Genomic DNA, 17,890 nt, shown 5'->3' on the forward strand with positions numbered 1-17,890 from the left:
CGCCGCTACCTGGCCGGCCGCGCCGACCCGGTCAGCGTCCGATGGGTCGCCAACCAGCGGTCGTCCGGCCAGGTCTCGGCGATGTCGCCGAACCGCACCGTCATGAAGTGCTGGTAGGACGGCCCGAGGCACGCCCGCATCGCCGCCGCCGACGTGTAGGCCAGGACGTGGATCCGGCCGTCCTCCTCCTGGGTGGGCCACGACGGCTGCGCCTCCCCCGCGAGGACGCCGTCCACCAGGTCGGGCGGGACGGGAACGACGAGGTCGGCGTCCCCGAGGAGGCGGAAGTAGCTCTCCTGGTCGCCGGCCCGTACGGTCTCCTGCAGTCGGTGCTCCAGTTCCGACGTGGGTCGCCACGCGTCGGCCACGGTCGCCACCCCCTGTTTCTAGCGTGCTCGTCCCCGCGCGACTGCCTACGCTACATGGGCGAACAGGACCAAAGAGCATAATCATCTGACTGCGCGCGGGAGTTCGCAGGTCAGAGGCTGTCAGCGCGCAGTCAACGCGGCGAGGGCGGCGAGGAGCCGGTCGATGTGCTCCTCCTCCGTCCCGATGCCGATGCTCGCGCGGACGGCGCTCCGGTCCTCGCCCAGCAGGTGCCGGACGAAGGGGTGGGCGCAGAACTTCCCGTCGCGGACGCCGATGCCATGCTCGTCGGACAGCGTAAGCGCCACGTCCCGCGCGTTCCAGCCGTCCACGGTGAACGACACGATCCCGACGCGCGGCGCCCGCTCGCCCCACAGCGTCAGCTCCCGGACGTGGGGGAGCGCCGCGAGTCCCGACCGCAGCCGTTCCACCAGCGCCTCCTCCCGGACGGCCAGGTCGTCCCAGGCCGGGGTCAGCGTCTCGCACGCGGCGGCCAGCGCGAGGGCGCCGAGGACGTTCGGGGAGCCCGCCTCGTGCCGCTGCTCGGCGGAGGGCGCCCACCGGGTCGTCTCCCCGACCGAGGCGCTGGCGCCGCCGCCCCTGAGGTAGGGCTCGGCGGCGCGCAGCCAGTCGGCGCGTCCGGCGAGCACGCCCGCACCGAACGGCGCGTACAGCTTGTGCCCGGAGAACGCGACGTAGTCGAGGCCGAGCGCGGTCATGTCCAGGGGGCGGTGCGGGACGAGCTGCGCCGCGTCGACCGCGATGCGGGCGCCGTTGCGGTGCGCGACGTGCGCGAGCTCCTCGATCGGCCACAGCTCGCCGGTGACGTTGGACGCGGCGGTGACGACGAGCAGCCGCGACCCGATCGGGCACGCGCGCAGCGCGCGGTCGGCGGCCGACAGCGCCTCGGCCGGGGTGGCGGGCGCCGGGAGTCGCACGGCGCGCTTCCACGGCAGCAGCGACGCGTGGTGCTCGCTCTCGAAGACGACGACGCTCGTCCCGGCCGGGACGGCGTGCGCGAGCAGGTTCATCGAGTCGGTGGTGTTGCGCGTGAAGACCACGGCCGCGCGCCGCCACGCGCCGAGGAACGACCGCACGGTCTCCCGCGCGTCCTCGTAGGCGGACGTCGTGACCTGCGACGCGTACCCCGCGCCGCGGTGGACGCTGCTGTAGTACGGCAGCGCGCGGGCGACGGCCTCCTGCACCGCCTCCAGACAGGGCGCGCTGGCCGCGTAGTCGAAGTTGGCGTAGGGGACGCGGCGGCCGTCCCGCACCGGGACCGGGACGTCCGCTCCGATGACGCGGGGAATCGGGCGAACCCGGACCCCCTCCGGGCGCGTCACAGCAGGCGTGATGGGGGAGCGGGCGAGCAGCGTGGGCATGCCTGGACCTTCCGGGGTCAGGGACCCCGGGATGCCGGCCGGGATCCGCGCTTGCCGGAACGCGGTGCGCGTCCGGCCAGGTCCTCACCCGGGGCACCCCATCGCGGACGAAGGGTTGCCGGCCAGCAAGCCGGGGCTTCGCGCTGGCGCTCATGACCTCATGCGGAAGTATATGCGGAGCCGAACGGGGATCAAGGGGAGGGTGCGATGCGGTACCGGGTGGTTCGGACGCTGGCCGGCGGCGCGCTGGTGCTCGGCGCCCTCAGCGGGTGCGGGGCGCTGGGCGGCGGCAACTCCGCCCAGGTGTGCACCGACACGAAGAAGGCGTTCCAGCAGTACGTCACCCAGGTGCGGAGCGTTCCGGCGGCCGAGCCCGCGCAGTGGCGGCAGGCCACCGAGCAGCTCGCCGGACGCGTCGACGGGCTCGCGAAGCAGGCCGACGACGCCGACCTGGGCAAGGCGCTGAAGGCGGAGGCGGGCAGGCTCCGCGAGGCCGCGCCGGGGGTCGGCGACGGCGACGTCTCCCGGCTCGACAGCGTGATCAGGGAGACGCCGGCCGTCATCGGCAAGGCCTGCGACTGAGGGGCCGCGGGGGCGGCTACCCGCCGGTCCCGCCCAGCGGTCCGCCGCCGGTTCCGCCGTTGGGGTCGCCGCCCGGTCCGCCTCCCGGATCGCCGCCCGGTCCGCCACCGGGGTCGCCCCCGCCGGGGTCCTGCGGCGGGATGATGGTCGGCAGGTCGGTGGGGGGCGTCGGGAGGTCGGGCTGCTCCGTGGACGGCGGCGGCCGGACGGGCCCGCGCGTGTCCGGCGGCTGCGGGCCGCTCGGGGGAGTGTCCTGCGTCGGGCCGCCCCAGCCGCTGCCGGGGGTCATCGACGGCTCCCCGAACGAGTCGGGCTCGTAGCCCTTGATGTTCACCGCGTCCGCCATGTACGAGCGCCAGATCTGGGCCGGGAGCTGCCCGCCGTACGCGCCGTACCCGGGGATGTTCAGCGGCTTGCCGTCGCTGCGGAACATCGCGACCGTCGTCGCCATCTGCGGGATGAACCCGTTGAACCAGATCGCGCGGCCCTCGTCGGTGGTGCCCGTCTTCCCGGCGACGTCGCGGCCGTCGGGCAGCTGCGCGCCGGTGCCGGTGCCGCCCTGCACGACCTTCTGCAGGGCGTAGGTGGCGTCGCGGGCGACCTGCTGGCTGAACGCCCGCTCGCCCTTCTCGGTGAACGTGCGCTTGTGGTTCTCGTTGTCGGTGACCGACTTCACCACGAACGGCGTTCGGTGCACGCCCTCGGAGGCGAACGTCGAGTACACGCTGGCCTGCTCGACGGGGTGCAGCGACACGATGCCGAGCGGGAACGTGGCGGCGTCCCGCTGCTCGGGATTCATCCGCGCCGCCGGGATGCCCATCTTCTCGGCCATCGCGGCGATCTTCTTGTTGCCGATGTCCTGGCCGAGGTTGACGTAGGCCGTGTTGATCGAGTGCTCGGTGGCGGTGACGAGGTTGACCGTCCCGAAGTTCTCGTTGCTGTCGTTGTGGATGGACGCGCCGTGGAAGTACTGCGGGGAGCTGCCGTCGTAGCTGGTGGACAGCGTCTTCCCGTCGTCCAGCGCGGCCGCCAGCGCGATCGGCTTGAACCCCGACCCGGCCTGCGCCCAGTCGCCGAAGGCGCTGCTCAGCGCCTCCTCCAGGTAGCCGCGGCCGCCGTAGAAGGCGACCACCTGCCCGGTCTTCGGGTCGACCGACACCACGCCGGTGCGGATCTTCTTGCTCATCCCGTTCGGGGCGTTGTTCGCGACGGCCTGCTTCATCGCGTCCATCAGCCGCTTGTCGAACGTCGTGGTGATCTTCAGCCCGCTGCGGTTGATCTCGTCCTCGCTGTAGCCGCGGCGCTCGGTGAGCTCCTTCTTGGCCACGTTCACCATGTAGCCGCGCTGGCCCTTGAGGACGTCGGTGATCTTCTCCTTGCCGGGGGCCGGGAAGGTCAGCGAGGCCGCCTCGGACTGGGTGAGCGCCCCGTCCCGGACCATGTTGCCGAGGATCGCGCGCCAGCGCTGCTCGGAGTAGGCGCGGCGGGGCCCGGTCGGGTCGGCGAAGTTGCTCGGCTGCTGGATCGCGGCGGCGAGGTAGGCGCCCTCCGCCGGCGTCAGCTTCGAGACGTCCTTGTCGTAGTAGGCGTGCGCGGCGGCCTGCACGCCGTAGGCGTCGCGGCCGAAGTAGATGGTGTTGAGGTACTGCTCGAGGATCCAGTCCTTGTCCTTCTCCCGGCCCACCTTCAGGGAGACCATGATCTCCTTGAGCTTGCGGGTGACCGAGCGGTCCTTGCCGATGCCGCCGTAGTAGTTGCGGACCATCTGCTGCGTGATCGTCGAGCCGCCCTGCAACTGCTTGCCGGTGGCGGTGGACCACAGCGCCCGCGCCGTGCCCTGGACCGACACCCCGGGGTCGTCGTAGAAGCTGCGGTTCTCCGCGGCGATCACCGCGGCCCGGGTGCTCTCGGGGATCCTGTCGAGCTTGACCGCGTCCCGGTTCATCCCGGTCTTGGCGATCTGTGTCTTGCCGTCGGAGTAGTAGAACGTCGGCCCCTGCGCGATCGCCTGCTCCTGCGCCGACGGCACCGGCGTGAACAGGTAGGCGACGCCGAACGCGGCGATGCAGAACCCGATGAAGCCGAGGATGAGGAACAGCGCACGGCGCAGGAACCGCGACCTGCGGCTGCGCGGCTTGCCGGGCCCCTTGCCCCCGCCGCCCTTGCCGCGCCCGGGTCCGGACCCGGGCGGCGGGCCCCCGGCCTGGGAGCCGCGCGGGGTCGAGTCGCGCTTCGAGGCGGCGGCCATGCTCTTGGTATCTCCGGTGATGGCCCCATCGACACCATCAACCGCGGTGGCATCACCAGACGCGGAGACATCATCGGTCACAACCGCCTCATCGGACGCGACCGACCCACCCGCCGCCCCACCGTCACCGGAAGCGGCCACCTCGCCAGGCGCGGCCACGTCGCTCAACGCGGTGGCATCGCCGGGCGTGGTCGCCTCGCCCGTGGCGGTGGCCTCGCCGGGCGCGACCTCGGCGGACGCGGTGGCCTCGTGGGACGCGGTGGCCGCAGCGGGCGTGGCCTCGACGGGTGCGTCGGGCTGGTCGGACTCGGCGGGTCCGTCGGATGCGGTCGCCTCGCCCGGGGCGGTCGCCTCGCCGGGCGCGGGCGTCTCGCCGGGCGTCGCGATCACGTCGGACGCGGTGGCCTGGTCGGACGCGGCGGCGTCGTTCTCGGGGGCGGCCTCCGCGGGGGCGGTCGGCGCCTCGGTGGCGGGTTCGTCGGCGTCGGGGGCGGAATCGGCGGAGGCCGTGGCGTTATCGGCGGGGGGCGAATCGGGTCCCCCGCTCCCGCCGGCGGTCTCTTCGGGCTCCTTATCGCCGTTTCGAGATATGTCGCCCTCGTCGACGAATTCGGCGTCACCGGCGGTTTCTCCGGTGGCGGCATCGGTGTCCGCGGTCAGCGTGGCGGTCGCGGGACCGTCCGTGCCGGCCGGTGCCCCGGCCTCGCTTTCGCGCCGGTCCGCCTGGCCCGTCCCGGAGCGTTCCTGGCGCTCCGGGATCTTCTCGCTGTCGCTCACAAGCCCCCCGTGTTTATTGCGTTACAGACGATACCTGAGGGAATCCGTGCGTCGGCCGCCAATGCGCATCCGCGCTCTCCCAAAGGAGGACGGGCAATCCGCCTCGCCGGTTGTCGTGACGGATGTCGCAGCGTGCGGCCTTTCGTGAAAAGCCGAGCGGCGGGGACCCGACCGGGTGCCCCGCCGCTCTCGCGCACGGCCGCGCCTGGGTCAGGTCACTTGTAGACCTTCGCGAGGATGTCCACCACGAAGACCAGGGTGTCGTCTCCCTTGATCTTCGGCGGGCTGCCCTTCTTGCCGTAGCCCTCGTCCGGAGGCAGGACGAGCAGCACGCGGCTGCCGACCTTCGCGCCGGTGAGCCCCTTGTCGAAGCCGGGGATGGTCTGCCCCATGCCGATTGGGAACGTCGCGGGCTGCTTGTTGTCCCAGCTGGAGTCGAACTTGTCGCCGGACTTCCAGATCTTGCCGGTGTAGTTGACGACCGCCTCGTCGCCCTTGGCCAGCGCGGGCCCGTTGCCCGCGACGAGGGTCTTGGCCTGGAGCTTCTTGGGCGCGTCCGCGTCCGGGACCGTCACCTTGGGCTCCTTGCCGGCGCCCTTGTCCTCGACCTTGGGCAGCGACTTGTCGTCCAGCTTCTGCGCGGTGCCCTGCGGCTGCTGGCTCTTCGGGACGACCGCCTGGACGTCCATGATGAAGAGGATCGCATCCTTGTCGGTGATCTGCTGCGGGCTCAGCTGGGTGAGCTCCTTGGACGGCGGGAGCTGCATGACGAGCCGGCTTCCGGCGGACTTGCCGACGAGGCTCTTGTCGATGTCCTTGAGCCCGCTCTTGCCGATGACGAGGTGCATCGGGCCGCCGCCGCCCTGCTGCTGGCCCTCCTCGTAGGACGAGCGGACCTTCTCGCTGGTGCTCTTCACCCGCGAGTTCTCCTCGTCCTTGGCCCTCGACCACTTGTAGGTCGCGAACTGGACGTAGGCGGTGTCGCCCTCGGCGGCGACGGGGCCGCCGCCCTTGATCGGCGTGCTGACCTTGAGCGTCTTGGTCGGCTCCAGCTTCGTGGGGATCTCGACCTTGGGCTCGGCGGCGAACTTGCCGGTCACCTCGACCTTCGGGCCGGGGCGGCTGACCCACCAGTACACCCCGCCGGAGACCGCCAGCGCGACGACCACGATCCCGGCGATCATCATCAGCCGGCGCTTCTTCGCCTCCTTGGCGGTCAGCGCGGACGGCCGGTTCAGCCCGCTGCCGCGGCCCGCGCTGATGCCGTGCGGGGTGAACTCGGGGCTGCGGATGCTCTGGGCGTTCGGGATCTTCGCCTTCGCCTTGACCGCCGGCTTGCCCCGGGGCTTGTCATCCTCGGACATGTTTCCTCACTTGCTCCGGGTTCGACGACACCACAACCGTGACCACCCTTCCAGGGCCGGGCTAAGCACAGCGTGAAAACCGGGTAAAGGAGGCCGACCCGCAATCTACCGGTCACACATGGAGCGGTGTCGTCTGGCAGGGGACAGGGGAAGGCGTCAGGATATCCCCGCCGGAGGGGTGACACACGCCTCCACACCGCCGGTAACAGCGGACGGACGTTCAAATCCATCCGCGGCGCTGAGCGGTGATCGCGGCTTGGAAACGGCTCGTGGCGCCGAGAAGGGTGAGCAGTTCGCTGACCCGCCGGGCGTAGGTGCGCGCCGACAGCCCCAGGCGCGCGGCGGCGGCGTGGTCGGGCAGGCCGTCCCGCAGGGTGACCAGGACCGGGACCAGGTGGGCCGGCGGCTGGTCCGGGTCGCGGTCGGTGACGAGTTCGTCACCGGACATCCAGGAGCTGTGGTGCATCCGGGTCAACGCCCTGACCACCGCGGGGTCGCGGATGATGAGCATGCCGTTGTAGAAGACGTCCAGATCGAGCGGGATGACGGCCGTCGTGCGGTCGAACACGGCCAGGCGGAAGGGGACCTGTTCGACGAGGCGCGCCTCGCCGCCGTTGCGCCACTGGATGGTCTCCAGAGCGGTGTCGTGGGCCAGCCCCTGCGGAGAGGTGATCTGGCGGAGGCGGGGGACCTGGGAGGCCGCGCGACGGACGCACTGGGCCGCGTGCAGGAGCATGCGCTCGGGCACGCCCTGCCTGACGCAGCCCGACGGATCGTCGAAGGTCAGCAACTCTCGCTCGGTGGCGTCCGCGAGGCGCGCGACCACGGCCCCCACCTTGGGCGGATCCACGCGCTGGGTCGGAGGCCGCAGACCTCGGGCCGCATGGAAACCGGCCTCCTCCAGGGCCTGCCCCACGGCCTCACGCGCTTCGGTACGCCGCGGGGGCCGTTTCCCTCCGTCGCCTGACCGTGTCACCTGACGGCTCCCCACTCCGGCATCGCGCCGAGGGCGGCTTCCCGCCCCCTGCCGTTGACGGTTCAATCGCTGGCATATTCACGCCATGAGGTTGTCCATTAACTCTAAGTAGCCGCAATGTGGGGGGCAAGAGAGTTTCCATCGGCACTCCAGGCGAGGCGAACCATGTTGAAGACCGTCAGCGCTCTGGCCGTCGCGATCACCGCGATTCCGGCGGCGCCCGCCATGGCCTCCCCGGCGCCCGCCGCCCGGCACGCCGCCCCGGCACGCGTCGCCGATCGCACCGGTGACTTCACCGTTCCCGGTGTCAGGATCCGCGCGACCCCCCGGCTCGACGGCCGCGTCCGCGGGATCGGCAACCCCGGCGACGGCTACACCTGGAACGGAGGTCAGAGCTTCGCCGACCCGGTGACCTGCCCGAACGGCGACGTCAAGGACCACTGGACCTACGTGATCAACAACAGGACGAGGGTCGAAGGCTACGTCTCGGACTGCTTCATCCAGGAGCGGCCGTGACGCCGCCGCGCCGTCCCGTCGTGCCGCCCCGCGCCCCCGCCGCCCACCACGAGCAGGAAGGAGCGCCCGTGCGCCCGTCCAAGAAGATCGTTCTTGCTTTTCCCGCAGTCGTCGCCGCCGTGGCGAGCGCGGCGCTGGCAGGACCCGTCCCGTCGGCCGAGGCGTCGGCCGGACGGGAGCACCGGCCGGCCCCGTCCGCCCTCGGGGGATGGGCCGGCACCGGATCGAGGGCCGCTCCCTGGTGGGCGCTGCGCACGGTCCGGCAGGAGGACGCCGTCGGCACGCTCTGGTACCACCCCGGCCAAAGATCATGGCACGCCGACATCCGCGACGCCCCGGTCGGCTCCGAGGTGTCGGGTCAGGAGGAGCACGGCTCCCGGGGGGAGCGCGCCACCGTGCCCATGGGGGCGTCGTCGGTCAACACCCCGGACTGGTTCGGGGGCGGCTCGTTCCGGGTCTGCGTCCAACTGCCGGCCCGGCCCCGGGTGTGCTCGACCTACGCCAACCCCGAGGGCCGCCTGAGGACCGCGGCCTCGCACAGGATCGCGGCCTCGCACCACCGCGCGTATCCCGACTTCCGGGTTCCCGGCGTGGTCATCTGGGACAACCCCCTGAACACCGCCCGCCGTGTCGGGCTCGGCTATCCGGGGCAGAAGTTCGACGCGATCCGCGGCAGCGGCCCCTGGGACTACTACTCCTGCGACAACGGGGTGACCAGCAACTTCTGGATCTACGGGCGGAACATGGCCACCGGCGTCGTCGGCTGGGTTCCCGACTGCAACCTGACCCCGTCCTAGGGCTTGCGGATGGCAGGCTTGGGGGATGCGCCTCGCGACGTGGAACGTCAATTCCGTCAAGGCACGCCTCCCGCGCCTTCTCACCTGGCTGGACGAGACGAAGCCGGACGTGGTCTGCCTCCAGGAGACCAAGTGCCGGGCGGACCTCTTTCCGGCCGAGGAGGTCGAGGAACTCGGGTACGCCACAGCCGCGCACGGCGACGGGCGGTGGAACGGTGTGGCCGTCCTCTCGCGGGTCGGCATCGAGGACGTCTCGAACGGCTTTCCTGGCGAGCCCGCCTACGCGGGTGAGGCGGGGGCCGAAGGCGAGGACGAGCAGATGGCGTTGAACGAGCCCGTCCTGCTGGCGCCCGAGGCCCGCGCGATCGGCGCCACGTGCGGCGGCGTGCGGGTCTGGTCGCTGTACGCGCCGAACGGCCGGACCCCCGAGTCGGCCCACTACGCCTACAAGCTCGCGTGGTTCGCGGCCCTCCGCGACGCCCTCGCGGAGGAGCTCGCCGCAGGGGCGCCGCTGGTCGCCTGCGGTGACTACAACGTCGCTCCCACCGATGAGGACGTCTGGGACCCGGCCGTCTTCGTCGGCTCCACGCACGTCACGCCCCCCGAGCGGCAGGCGCTCGCCGACCTCAAGGCCCTCGGCCTCCGCGACGTCGTCCCGACGATCGAGAAGGGGCCCCACCCCTACACGTACTGGGATTACCGGGCCGGCGCGTTCCACAAGAACATGGGTATGCGCATCGACCTGTTCTACGCGAGCGAGGACGTCTCCGGACGGGTCGCCTCCGCCTACGTGGACCGCGAGGCCCGCAAGGGCAAGGGCCCGTCCGACCACGCCCCGGTCGTCGTCGACATCGACTGACCCGCCCCCCGCCTCGCGCCTTGCGGATCGTGCCGGAGGCGGCACGGTCCAGGGCAAGGTCCTGCTGATCATTTCCAGCAGGGCGCAACCGAGAAGGAGGCAAACTGATCATGGCGATCAACAACGCCCCGAACACCGGCGGGTACAGCAACGCCCCGCACAGCGGTGGGTACAGCAACGCCCCGCACAGCAGCGGCCACAGCAACGCCCCGCACGGCAGCGCGGCGGGGTCGGCGGGGTCGGCCGGGACGGCCGGAGCGGACAAGTCGCCCGCGAAGGCCGAGTCCGACGCCCCGAACCCGTACGCCGCGGCGGAGGCGGCCATCATCGCCGCCTACAAGAACAGCTGACGCCTGACGGTTCTCCCGTCCCGCGACAGGTGATCTAGTGTTCCGGCGGGTGGGCGCGGCTTCGTGCCGCGTCCGCTCGCCGGAGCATGTTCTCCGCCCCGAGTGGGCGCTAGTCGCCGCGGCGGGCGAGGAAGCGGCGCTTGCCGCCGTCGTCGTACTGGTCGAGGACGGTGTAGCCCTCGGGCAGCAGCGAGGCGGGTTCACCGGGTCTGAGGCACCATTCGGCGGGCAGCCGCGGCCGGTCGCGGCGGGCGGCCTCGGTGAAGGCCTCCCAGGCCAGCAGGCCGCCGGGCAGGACGGCCCCGGCGGCGCGCTCGAACACGGCGCGGTCCCAGAACCCCGTGCACAGGACAAGGGCGTACCTGTCAGGGCCGGGCCGCCAGGCGCCCAGGTCGGCCTGGACGAGCGTGACCAGCGGCCCGAGCCCGCGCCGCCGGGCCTCCGCGCCGAGCCGCGCGAGGGCGATCTCGGAGATGTCGACGGCCGTGACGCGGCGTCCCGTCCAGGCGGCCAGCAGGGCGCTGCCGGACGGCCCGGACGCCAGGTCGAGCACCCCGCCGTCGGGCATGCCGAGCGACAGCGCGCGCTCCGCGAGCGGGTGGGTCCGCGACGGTCCGGACGACTCCGCGTACTTCTCGTTCCACCGGAGCCTGTCCGGATGCCCCGTTAATTCCGCCGGCACGTCCTCCATGGGGACGACTCTAACGGCGCTCCGCGATCAGGAGCATGAACATTGCCGTGGGGAAGCCCTTGCGCCACCACGGGTCGTCCCGCAGCTGCTCCTCCGTGGGATGCGGTTCGCGCAGGTCCGCGATGACGAATCCGGCGTCTCGGAGCGTTCCAGCGTAGTACTCCAGCGGCCGGAGCCAGCTTGTGATCATCGAAGGGGATTCCAGGCCGTCCACCATGAACCGCTGGTCGATGCCGCGCGGGGTGAAGTACTGCGCCGCCGGGACGCTGCTCGCCGCGCCCTGCTCGGCGTTCTCCACGTAGAAGCAGGGGTGGAGCGTCAGCAGGATCAGCCGCCCGCCGCTGCGCAGGACGCGCGAGAACTCGCCGATGGCGCGGGTCGGGTCCTGCAGGTGGCTGAACAGGTGGTTGCACAGGACGAGGTCGAACCGGTCGTCCTCCAGCGGCAGGTCCTCGACGCTGGCGCGGGTGAACGTGGCCTTGCCCTCCTGCGCCGGGTGCGAGGAGGCCGCGTCGATCAGGCCTTGCGCCGCGTCGACGCCCGTGACCTCGGCGCCCATGGAGGCGAGCCTGCGCGCCAGGTAGCCCTCGCCGCATCCGGCGTCCAGGACGCGGAGGCCGGCGCAGTCGCCGACGGCGTCCAGGACGGCGGCGTCGGTCAGCTCCGTCCGGTACCGGTCGCGGCGCTCCCGGATGATCTTGACCCAGTACTGCGCGTTCGCCTCCCATCGCGCCCGCGTCAGTTTCGCGATGGCTTGCGCCGTGTCCTCCACCGGCTCCCCATTCTCCAAAGCCTGGTTCAGGCGATGCCCTTGAGCCGCCGCACCAGCGTGTTGCAGGTCTGTCTGATCCTTCTGTCCCGGCAGTCGGCCACGCGCAGTTCCAGCGCCTGGATCAGCTCGGGGAGCCTTCCGCCGAACGCCGGGTCGCGTCTGAGCGCCAGCGGAATGTAGGTGGACGCCAGGTAGTAGAGGTAGGCGTCGTTGTAGACCGCGATCTCGCGGAGCACCTCGGCGGCCGTGTTGCGCAGCGACAGGGAGCTCGGAAGGGTGAAGTCGCTGCTGATGCGGCCGTCTCGCGTGTAGGTCGGGAACGACCATTCCTCCAGCGCCGCGTAGACGGGCGTCGCGTCGAGCTCCTGGCGGTAGCGCTCGGCCAGGTCGAAGTCGTTCGAGCTGATCAGCGAGCCCATCACCACGCCGCGCATCATGAAGGCGGTCTGCCGGCCGGGCACCTCGAAGCCGAGGTCGGCCTCCAGCGCCCCGGTCACCTTGCTGACCTGGTGCGTGAGGATGTTGAGCGCGAGGATCGAGTGGAACGAGTAGGTCTTGCGGTTCAGCCGCGGGGCCAGGTCGATGGACGAGTCGTAGAGCTTCTGGGGGTCCTCCAGGAGGCCCTGGCCGGCCTTGGTGGAGTAGAGCGCCTCCAGCGCCGTGTCCTGCTCGCGGCCCCAGAAGCGGGCGATGAACGAGGACGTCTTCTGCGTCGCCTGGCCGCGCATGATGTGCAGCCCGGCCTCCAGCGCGTTCAGCAGGTGCTGCTGGGCGACGGCCGAGTTCTGCAGGGCGTCCAGGTCGACGGTGAGCCCCTCGCGGTGCAGGTCGGCGACGAGCCCGTCGCGCCTCTTCCGGACGGCGTGCGCCATCGAGTACTCGGCGATGCCCGGCACGGACGACATGAGGCTCTGCAGCGACCGCCCGCTGACCCGGTCGAGCCACTCCACGTTGTCCCACAACCGGAAGACCGTGCTCTCGTCGAGCCCGGAGAAGGCCGCAACGTCGGACATGTTGAGTCCCATGTCCCTGGTGATGTCGGAGAGAGACCGAGGCTCGCCGTCCGCTGTCATCACTCGCCCTAGATGTGGCAGTTGCTGGCGCTTCGATCGTAGCGAAGCGCCGCGCGCACGGGACGGGCGATCGGCAGAAGTTCGGGAAAGCACCGCAGGGGTCATGCCGGCGTCACCCCGGGACGCGCCCGACGCAGCCGATGAGCGGCAGCGGGCGCGTGTCGGGCAGGGGGGCGGGCCCCGGCAGCCGGGCGGGATAGGGGGCGAGCGTCCGCAGGCTCGCGAAGATGCGGGCGATCTCGTCCTCGCTCCGGGGGCGGAACGGGGTGTCGACGCCCTCGCACGGCCCGGAGACCGGGTCCAGCTCCGGCGACCGCACGGCGTGGCTGATCACCAGGTGGCTGCCGGGGGCGAGGCCCGCGGCGAGCGCGGCGACGATCCCGGCCGGGTCGTCCTCGTCGGCGACGAAGTCCAGGACGCCGAGCAGGAACACCGCGACGGGCTCGGAGAAGTCGACCAGCCTCCGCAGGCCGGGGTCGCCGAGCAGCGCGGCCGGGGCGCGGACGTCCCCGGCGAAGGCGCCCATCCCGGCGTCGACGGCGAGCAGCGCCCGCGCGTGCGTCAGCACCATCGGGTCGTTGTCGACGTAGGCGACCCGGCAGGACGGGTCGGCCCGCCGGACGAGGTCGCCGAGGTTCTCGGCGGCGGGCAGCCCGCAGCCGACGTCGACGAACTGCCGCAGGCCGGCCTCCCCGGCGAGCAGTGCGGCGGCGTGGTCCAGGAAGCCCCTGTTCGCCTGGACGAGCCGCGGCACCGCCGGGCAGCTGCGCAGCGCACGCTCGGCGGACTCGCGGTCCGCGGCGTAGTTGTCCTTGCCGCCGAGGAGGTAGTTGCACATGCGGGCGACGCTGGCCGGCGCGGCGCCGGGCGCGGTCCCGCCCCCGGGAGGGGACGGTTCGGCCCGGCGGGCCGGGCTCAGCGCCGCCCCGGAGGTCACGGCAGCCGCCATCCGTCCCGGACGCCGACGCCGAACCAGAAGGTGGAGGTGCCGCTCCTGCCCCGGCAGGTGCCGTAGTCGGTGGCGAGGGCCTTCATCAGGGCGAGCCCGCGCCCGCCGGTCGGCAGCGCCTCGTCCGTCGGCCGCGGCGGCCCCTGGACCGCGCCGCCGTCGGTGATCTCGACGCGCACGTACCGGTCGACGTGCAGGACGGCCAGCGTGATCGTCCCGTCCCGGCGCGGCCGCGCGTGCAGCACCGAGTTGGTCAGGGCCTCGCTGGTCAGCAGTTCCAGGTCGCCGAGCTCGGACCGGTCGGCGCCGAAGTGCTGCCCGACGAGCTCGCGGACGTAGGAGCGGCCGAGCCGCACGGCGGGCGGCGTGGCGGCGAGGTCGATCTCGCCGATGAGGCGCCCGGACGACTTGCCGTTGTGGTTCCAGGCGGACGGGATCCCGATCTCCAGTGAGGGAGCGGGCGCGGGCACCAGAACGGGCGCCCCGGACCATGTGTCTGATGCGTTCATGGCGTTGTCGGCTTCACGTCTCCGTGTCGGGCTGTAAGCGAACATGTGCTTCTCGGCCAGGTCGATGTCGGACGTGGAAGTGAAACAACACACACTCTTACGCAGCTGCCTCGGGCCAGTCACCAACGCTTGCGCGCATGCAAGGGCCTTGCCGCACCCTGCGGGACGTCACACGCCGTCCAAGATCCGCCACGTGGCGGCGCCTTACCGCTCTCCGCCGGGCCTGCGTCCCCAAGCGGAGATCAGCGGGGCGAGGGTGAGGTCGAGGCGCCCCGCGGCGATGGCGGCCAGCAGGTGACGGATCTCCTCGGCGGTGGCGTGCCCGCCCTCGATGAGCCGGTCGCGCACCTGGAGGATGGACGCGGTCTCCAGGACGCCGCAGGCCGGGGCCGACAGGGGGAAGAACGCGTCGGCGCGCACGTCGTCCAGGCCGGCGTCGCGCAGGAGCCGGGGGAGCCTGCGGCCGTAGGCGAGGTCGGCGCCGCGCTCGGCGAGCAGCGCGCGGAAGCCGCGCCGGACGGCGTTGGCGAGGCGCTCGTCCGGCCCGCGCTCGTCGGGGCAGGCCAGCGGCTGGAGCCCCGGGTCGGCGTCCTCGACGATCAGGACGCCGCCGGGCCGCAGGGCGTCGACCATCGTCCGGAGGGCCCGGTCGCGGTCCGCGAGGTGGACCAGCACGAGCCGGGCGTGGACGAGGTCGAACGGCCCCTCGGGCGGAGCGTCGCGCACCAGGTCGTGGCGCCGGACCTCGACCGGGGCTCCGGCGAGCTCCGGCGCGTCCGCCAGCCAGGACACGTCGATGTCGGTCGCCAGCACGCGGCCGGCCGCCCCGACGCGGCCCGCGATCCAGGACGCCACGGACGGCCCGCCGGCGCCGACCTCCCAGACCCGCAGGCCGGGACGCAGGCCCGCGTCGTCGAGGTGGCGGAAGGTCCACGGGTCGAACAGCTCGGAGATCGCCTTGAAGCGGACGCCCGCCTCGGTCGTCCACCGTCCGATGATGCCCCCCCGGTGGCGCGGGCGCGTGTCAGGGGACCAGTTCCGGCAGGAGGGTGTCGCGGAGGTCCGCGAGGGCCGCGCTCTCCGCCGTGGCGGCCTCCACCCGCCGGGCCAGCGCGGCGGCGAAACCGCCGAACGAGCGGGCGGCGCCGTCGCCGGGCCAGGGGACCGTGAAGGCGGCGATGTCCTGCCACTTGACGCGCGGCATCTTCGTACCGTCGCCGACGGCGCAGGCGTGCGCCACGACCTCGTCGCTAGCCAGGGCGGCGAGGAGCCAGCCCCGGCGGGCGGCGTCCTTCGGGCGGACGACGAGGACGTCGGTCGAGGCGACGCCGTCCACGAAGGCGAGGCCCGCCTTGTGGAAGGCGGGGCGGAGCCTGCCGAACAGGACGTCACCGGCCGCGAAGCGCAGCTTCGCGCTGGTGACGCCGGACGCGTCGGTCCAGGTCGAGAGCCACATGTGCCTCTTCGGCATGTGCTCAAGGGCGATGTAGTTGTCGTCCCGTCCGATCCGCTCCGGCGGGACGGCGCCGCGCACCAGGTCGCCGAGGTCGCCGATCGGGACGGCGGACGCGGACGCGGCCGCCGCCTCGTCGTAGCGGGCGCGGACCAGCGCGTCGCCGCCGGCCGCGATGCGCCCGTTCACCTCGATCTTGTCGTCGAGCGCCCCCAGCACGGACGCCGCCGCGTCCTGCTCCGCGCGGGTCGGCCGCCGGACGGCGAGGCCGTTCAGGATCGCGTGGGTGAGGAGCGGCTGCCCCGAGCCCATGCGGTACCGGTTCAGGCCGAGCCGCCTGAGCAGGTAGGGGACGTAGCGCGGGTTCACGCCGTCCCTGGCCGTGGCGATGATGGCGTTGTCGGTGACCCAGCACCGGTCGGGGCTGTAGTGGACGGCCCCGCAGTAGCTCCCGACGCGCCCGACGATGGTGGAGCCCGGCCCGGCGTTGAACCCGCCGGACGTCCCGATGACCCCGTTGGCGCCGAACGTCCGGTAGCGGGTGCCCGGGACGGGTCGCGACCGGCCGTTCGAGAACGTGACGAGGTCGCCCAGGGCCACGTCAGTCATCGAGCCGCCCGGCCCGGCCGCCGAACCGGTCCAGCTCGTCCCGGACGACCTGGTCGAGCCGCGCCGACTCGTCCAGGTGCGTGAGGAGCTCCTTGGTGAGCCGCTCCACCCGGTCGGCCGCGGGCTCGTCGCCGCGGTCGGTCTCGGCGGCGCCGACGTAGCGTCCCGGCGTGAGGACGTGGCCGTGCGACCTGATCTCGTCCCGCCCCGCCGCGTGGGAGAAGCCGGGGACGTCGGAATGGCCGCCGTCGCGCCAGGCACGGTAGGCGCCGGCGATGCGGGCGATGTCGTCGCCGGTGAGGATCCGCTCGGTGCGGTCGACCATCGTCCCCATCTCGCGGGCGTCGACGAAGAGCACCTCGCCCGGGACGCTCTTGCGCTTGTCGAGGAACCAGAGGCAGGCGGGGATCGGGGTGGTGCGGAAGAGCCGGTCCGGCAGCGCGACGACGCACGAGACGAGGTCGGCCTCCACCAGCGCCGCGCGGATCTCGCCCTCGCCCGACTGCCGGGACGACATGGATCCGTTCGCCATCACCACGCCCGCGCGGCCGCGCGGCCCGAGCTTGGCCACGATGTGCTGGATCCAGGCGAAGTTGGCGTTCCCCGCGGGCGGGACGCCGTACCGCCAGCGCGCGTCGCCGGGATCGCGGTACCAGTCCGACATGTTGAACGGCGGGTTGGCGAGGACGTGGTCGGCGGCGAGGCCGGGATGGGCGTCCTCGTAGAAGGCGTCGGCGCGGCGGACGTCACCCGCGATCTCGTGGACGGCCAGGTTCATTCTGGCCAGCCGCCATGTCCGCTCGTTGGCCTCCTGCCCGTACACCGCGATGTCGTCGGGCCGCCCCCGGTGGCTGAGGACGAACCTCTCCGCCTGCACGAACATGCCGCCGGAGCCGCAGCACGGGTCGTACACCCGTCCCCGGAACGGCTCCAGGACCTCCACCAGCAGCCTGACCACGCCGGCGGGGGTGTAGAACTCGCCGCCGCGCTTGCCCTCGGCCCGCGCGAACTTCTCCAGGAAGTACTCGTAGACCTCGCCGAGCACGTCCCGCGCGGGCCGCGTCCCGGAATCCGCCGCGAACCGCACCCGGCCGATCAGCTCGACCAGCTCGCCGAGGCGCCGCCGGTCGACCCGGGTGAAGATCTGGGGGAGTGCGCCGTCCAGCGACGGGTTGGCGCGCATGACGGCGCCCATCGCCGCGTCGATCCGCTCACCGATGTCCCCGGCGGCGGGGGAGAGGTCCGCCCACCGCGCCCCGTCCGGGACCCGGAAGGCCCCGTCCCCGGAGGAGTCGGACACGTACTTGAGGAACACGAGCCCGAGGACGAAGTCCCGGTACTGCGCCGCGTCGACGGATCCGCGCAGCTTGTCGGCGGCCTTCCAGAGGACATCGCCCTTCCAGACCAAGGAGCCCGCGCAAGCCGAGCTGATCTCCGAGATGGCCCGCGCTACCTGCCCTCGGTATGCCGTCCGTCCTGGACGGCCCCGGCGAGGTGGCCCACCTGCTCGCGATTGAGACCAAAATTCACGGGCGCCTGGACGGCTGATCAAGGAGCTACCCGCGTTAACGTCCGTCATGGATTCCGGCCTGCGCCTTCGACAGGCCTCACCTGGAC

At 72.4% G+C, this 17,890-nt stretch carries 18 protein-coding genes and 1 riboswitch; of the genes, 5 read left to right on the forward strand and 13 right to left on the reverse strand.

Annotated elements, in window-relative coordinates; genetic code table 11:
- Positions 1–5: 5 nt before the first annotated feature.
- Both AB0C69_RS04985 and AB0C69_RS04990 read right to left on the reverse strand, forming a co-directional pair.
- Positions 6–377 (reverse strand): SseB family protein, encoded by a 372-nt coding sequence (locus AB0C69_RS04985; protein ID WP_360349895.1) that lies wholly within the window; start codon positions 375–377, stop codon positions 6–8.
- Positions 378–488: 111 nt separating this feature from the next.
- Positions 489–1,748, reverse strand: a complete 1,260-nt coding sequence (locus AB0C69_RS04990; RefSeq protein ID WP_360349898.1) for an aminotransferase class V-fold PLP-dependent enzyme — start codon at positions 1,746–1,748, stop codon at positions 489–491.
- A 42-nt stretch (positions 1,749–1,790) separates the two neighbouring features.
- Positions 1,791–1,906: riboswitch (SAM riboswitch) on the reverse strand.
- A gap of 49 nt (positions 1,907–1,955) precedes the next feature.
- On the opposite strand from AB0C69_RS04990, the gene AB0C69_RS04995 reads away from it, so the two are divergent.
- On the forward strand, positions 1,956–2,330 hold the full coding sequence (locus AB0C69_RS04995; protein ID WP_345179579.1) for a hypothetical protein: 375 nt from the start codon (positions 1,956–1,958) through the stop codon (positions 2,328–2,330).
- 16 nt (positions 2,331–2,346) lie between these two features.
- Here AB0C69_RS04995 and AB0C69_RS05000 read toward each other — a convergent pair whose 3' ends face one another.
- The 3 genes from AB0C69_RS05000 to AB0C69_RS05010 all read right to left on the reverse strand — a co-directional run bounded on the left by AB0C69_RS05000 (position 2,347) and on the right by AB0C69_RS05010 (position 7,545).
- Positions 2,347–5,355 (reverse strand): transglycosylase domain-containing protein, encoded by a 3,009-nt coding sequence (locus AB0C69_RS05000; protein WP_360349901.1) that lies wholly within the window; start codon positions 5,353–5,355, stop codon positions 2,347–2,349.
- A gap of 215 nt (positions 5,356–5,570) precedes the next feature.
- Positions 5,571–6,719 carry an FKBP-type peptidyl-prolyl cis-trans isomerase gene (locus AB0C69_RS05005; protein ID WP_345179577.1) on the reverse strand — a complete coding sequence of 383 codons (1,149 nt, stop codon included), beginning with the start codon at positions 6,717–6,719 and terminating at the stop codon, positions 5,571–5,573.
- Positions 6,720–6,939: 220 nt separating this feature from the next.
- A complete protein-coding gene (locus AB0C69_RS05010; protein ID WP_345179575.1) occupies positions 6,940–7,545 on the reverse strand; it encodes a hypothetical protein in 606 nt (201 codons plus the stop codon).
- A gap of 315 nt (positions 7,546–7,860) precedes the next feature.
- Here AB0C69_RS05010 and AB0C69_RS05015 point away from each other — a divergent pair, with 315 nt between their 5' ends.
- The 4 genes from AB0C69_RS05015 (at position 7,861) to AB0C69_RS05030 (ending at position 10,217) form a co-directional block, all read left to right on the forward strand.
- Positions 7,861–8,211, forward strand: coding sequence for a hypothetical protein (locus AB0C69_RS05015; protein ID WP_360349905.1), 351 nt, complete (start codon positions 7,861–7,863; stop codon positions 8,209–8,211).
- Entirely contained in the window at positions 8,208–9,008 is an 801-nt protein-coding gene (locus AB0C69_RS05020; protein WP_360349908.1) for a hypothetical protein, read from the forward strand. The genes AB0C69_RS05015 and AB0C69_RS05020 overlap by 4 nt, the downstream gene beginning before the upstream one ends.
- Before the next feature lie 25 nt (positions 9,009–9,033).
- A complete protein-coding gene (locus tag AB0C69_RS05025; RefSeq protein ID WP_360349911.1) occupies positions 9,034–9,867 on the forward strand; it encodes an exodeoxyribonuclease III in 834 nt (277 codons plus the stop codon).
- 110 nt (positions 9,868–9,977) lie between these two features.
- The gene (locus AB0C69_RS05030) at positions 9,978–10,217 is read left to right on the forward strand and encodes a hypothetical protein (RefSeq protein ID WP_360349914.1); all 240 of its coding nucleotides are present in this window, start codon (positions 9,978–9,980) and stop codon (positions 10,215–10,217) included.
- Between the two features lie 109 nt (positions 10,218–10,326).
- Here AB0C69_RS05030 and AB0C69_RS05035 read toward each other — a convergent pair whose 3' ends face one another.
- The 8 genes from AB0C69_RS05035 to AB0C69_RS05070 form a co-directional block, all read right to left on the reverse strand.
- A complete protein-coding gene (locus tag AB0C69_RS05035; protein ID WP_360349917.1) occupies positions 10,327–10,908 on the reverse strand; it encodes a class I SAM-dependent methyltransferase in 582 nt (193 codons plus the stop codon).
- Between the two features lie 10 nt (positions 10,909–10,918).
- Positions 10,919–11,680, reverse strand: a complete 762-nt coding sequence (locus AB0C69_RS05040; protein ID WP_353832136.1) for a methyltransferase domain-containing protein — start codon at positions 11,678–11,680, stop codon at positions 10,919–10,921.
- 26 nt (positions 11,681–11,706) lie between these two features.
- Positions 11,707–12,693, reverse strand: coding sequence for a hypothetical protein (locus tag AB0C69_RS05045; protein WP_360349920.1), 987 nt, complete (start codon positions 12,691–12,693; stop codon positions 11,707–11,709).
- 172 nt (positions 12,694–12,865) lie between these two features.
- The gene (locus AB0C69_RS05050; RefSeq protein ID WP_360349923.1) at positions 12,866–13,702 is read right to left on the reverse strand and encodes an SAM-dependent methyltransferase; all 837 of its coding nucleotides are present in this window, start codon (positions 13,700–13,702) and stop codon (positions 12,866–12,868) included.
- Positions 13,687–14,211, reverse strand: coding sequence for an ATP-binding protein (locus AB0C69_RS05055; RefSeq protein ID WP_360349926.1), 525 nt, complete (start codon positions 14,209–14,211; stop codon positions 13,687–13,689). Before AB0C69_RS05055 ends, AB0C69_RS05050 begins: the two co-directional genes overlap by 16 nt.
- Positions 14,212–14,415: 204 nt before the next feature.
- Positions 14,416–15,210: a methyltransferase domain-containing protein gene (locus AB0C69_RS05060; protein ID WP_360349994.1), complete on the reverse strand. Its 795-nt coding sequence runs from the start codon at positions 15,208–15,210 to the stop codon at positions 14,416–14,418.
- Positions 15,211–15,235: 25 nt separating this feature from the next.
- Positions 15,236–16,273: a hypothetical protein gene (locus AB0C69_RS05065; RefSeq protein ID WP_360349929.1), complete on the reverse strand. Its 1,038-nt coding sequence runs from the start codon at positions 16,271–16,273 to the stop codon at positions 15,236–15,238.
- On the reverse strand, positions 16,266–17,681 hold the full coding sequence (locus tag AB0C69_RS05070; protein WP_360349932.1) for a class I SAM-dependent DNA methyltransferase: 1,416 nt from the start codon (positions 17,679–17,681) through the stop codon (positions 16,266–16,268). Before AB0C69_RS05070 ends, AB0C69_RS05065 begins: the two co-directional genes overlap by 8 nt.
- Positions 17,682–17,890: the final 209 nt, after the last annotated feature.

The sequence above is a fragment of the Actinomadura sp. NPDC048032 genome (assembly GCF_040653175.1).
GTDB lineage: Bacteria > Actinomycetota > Actinomycetes > Streptosporangiales > Streptosporangiaceae > Spirillospora > Spirillospora verrucosospora.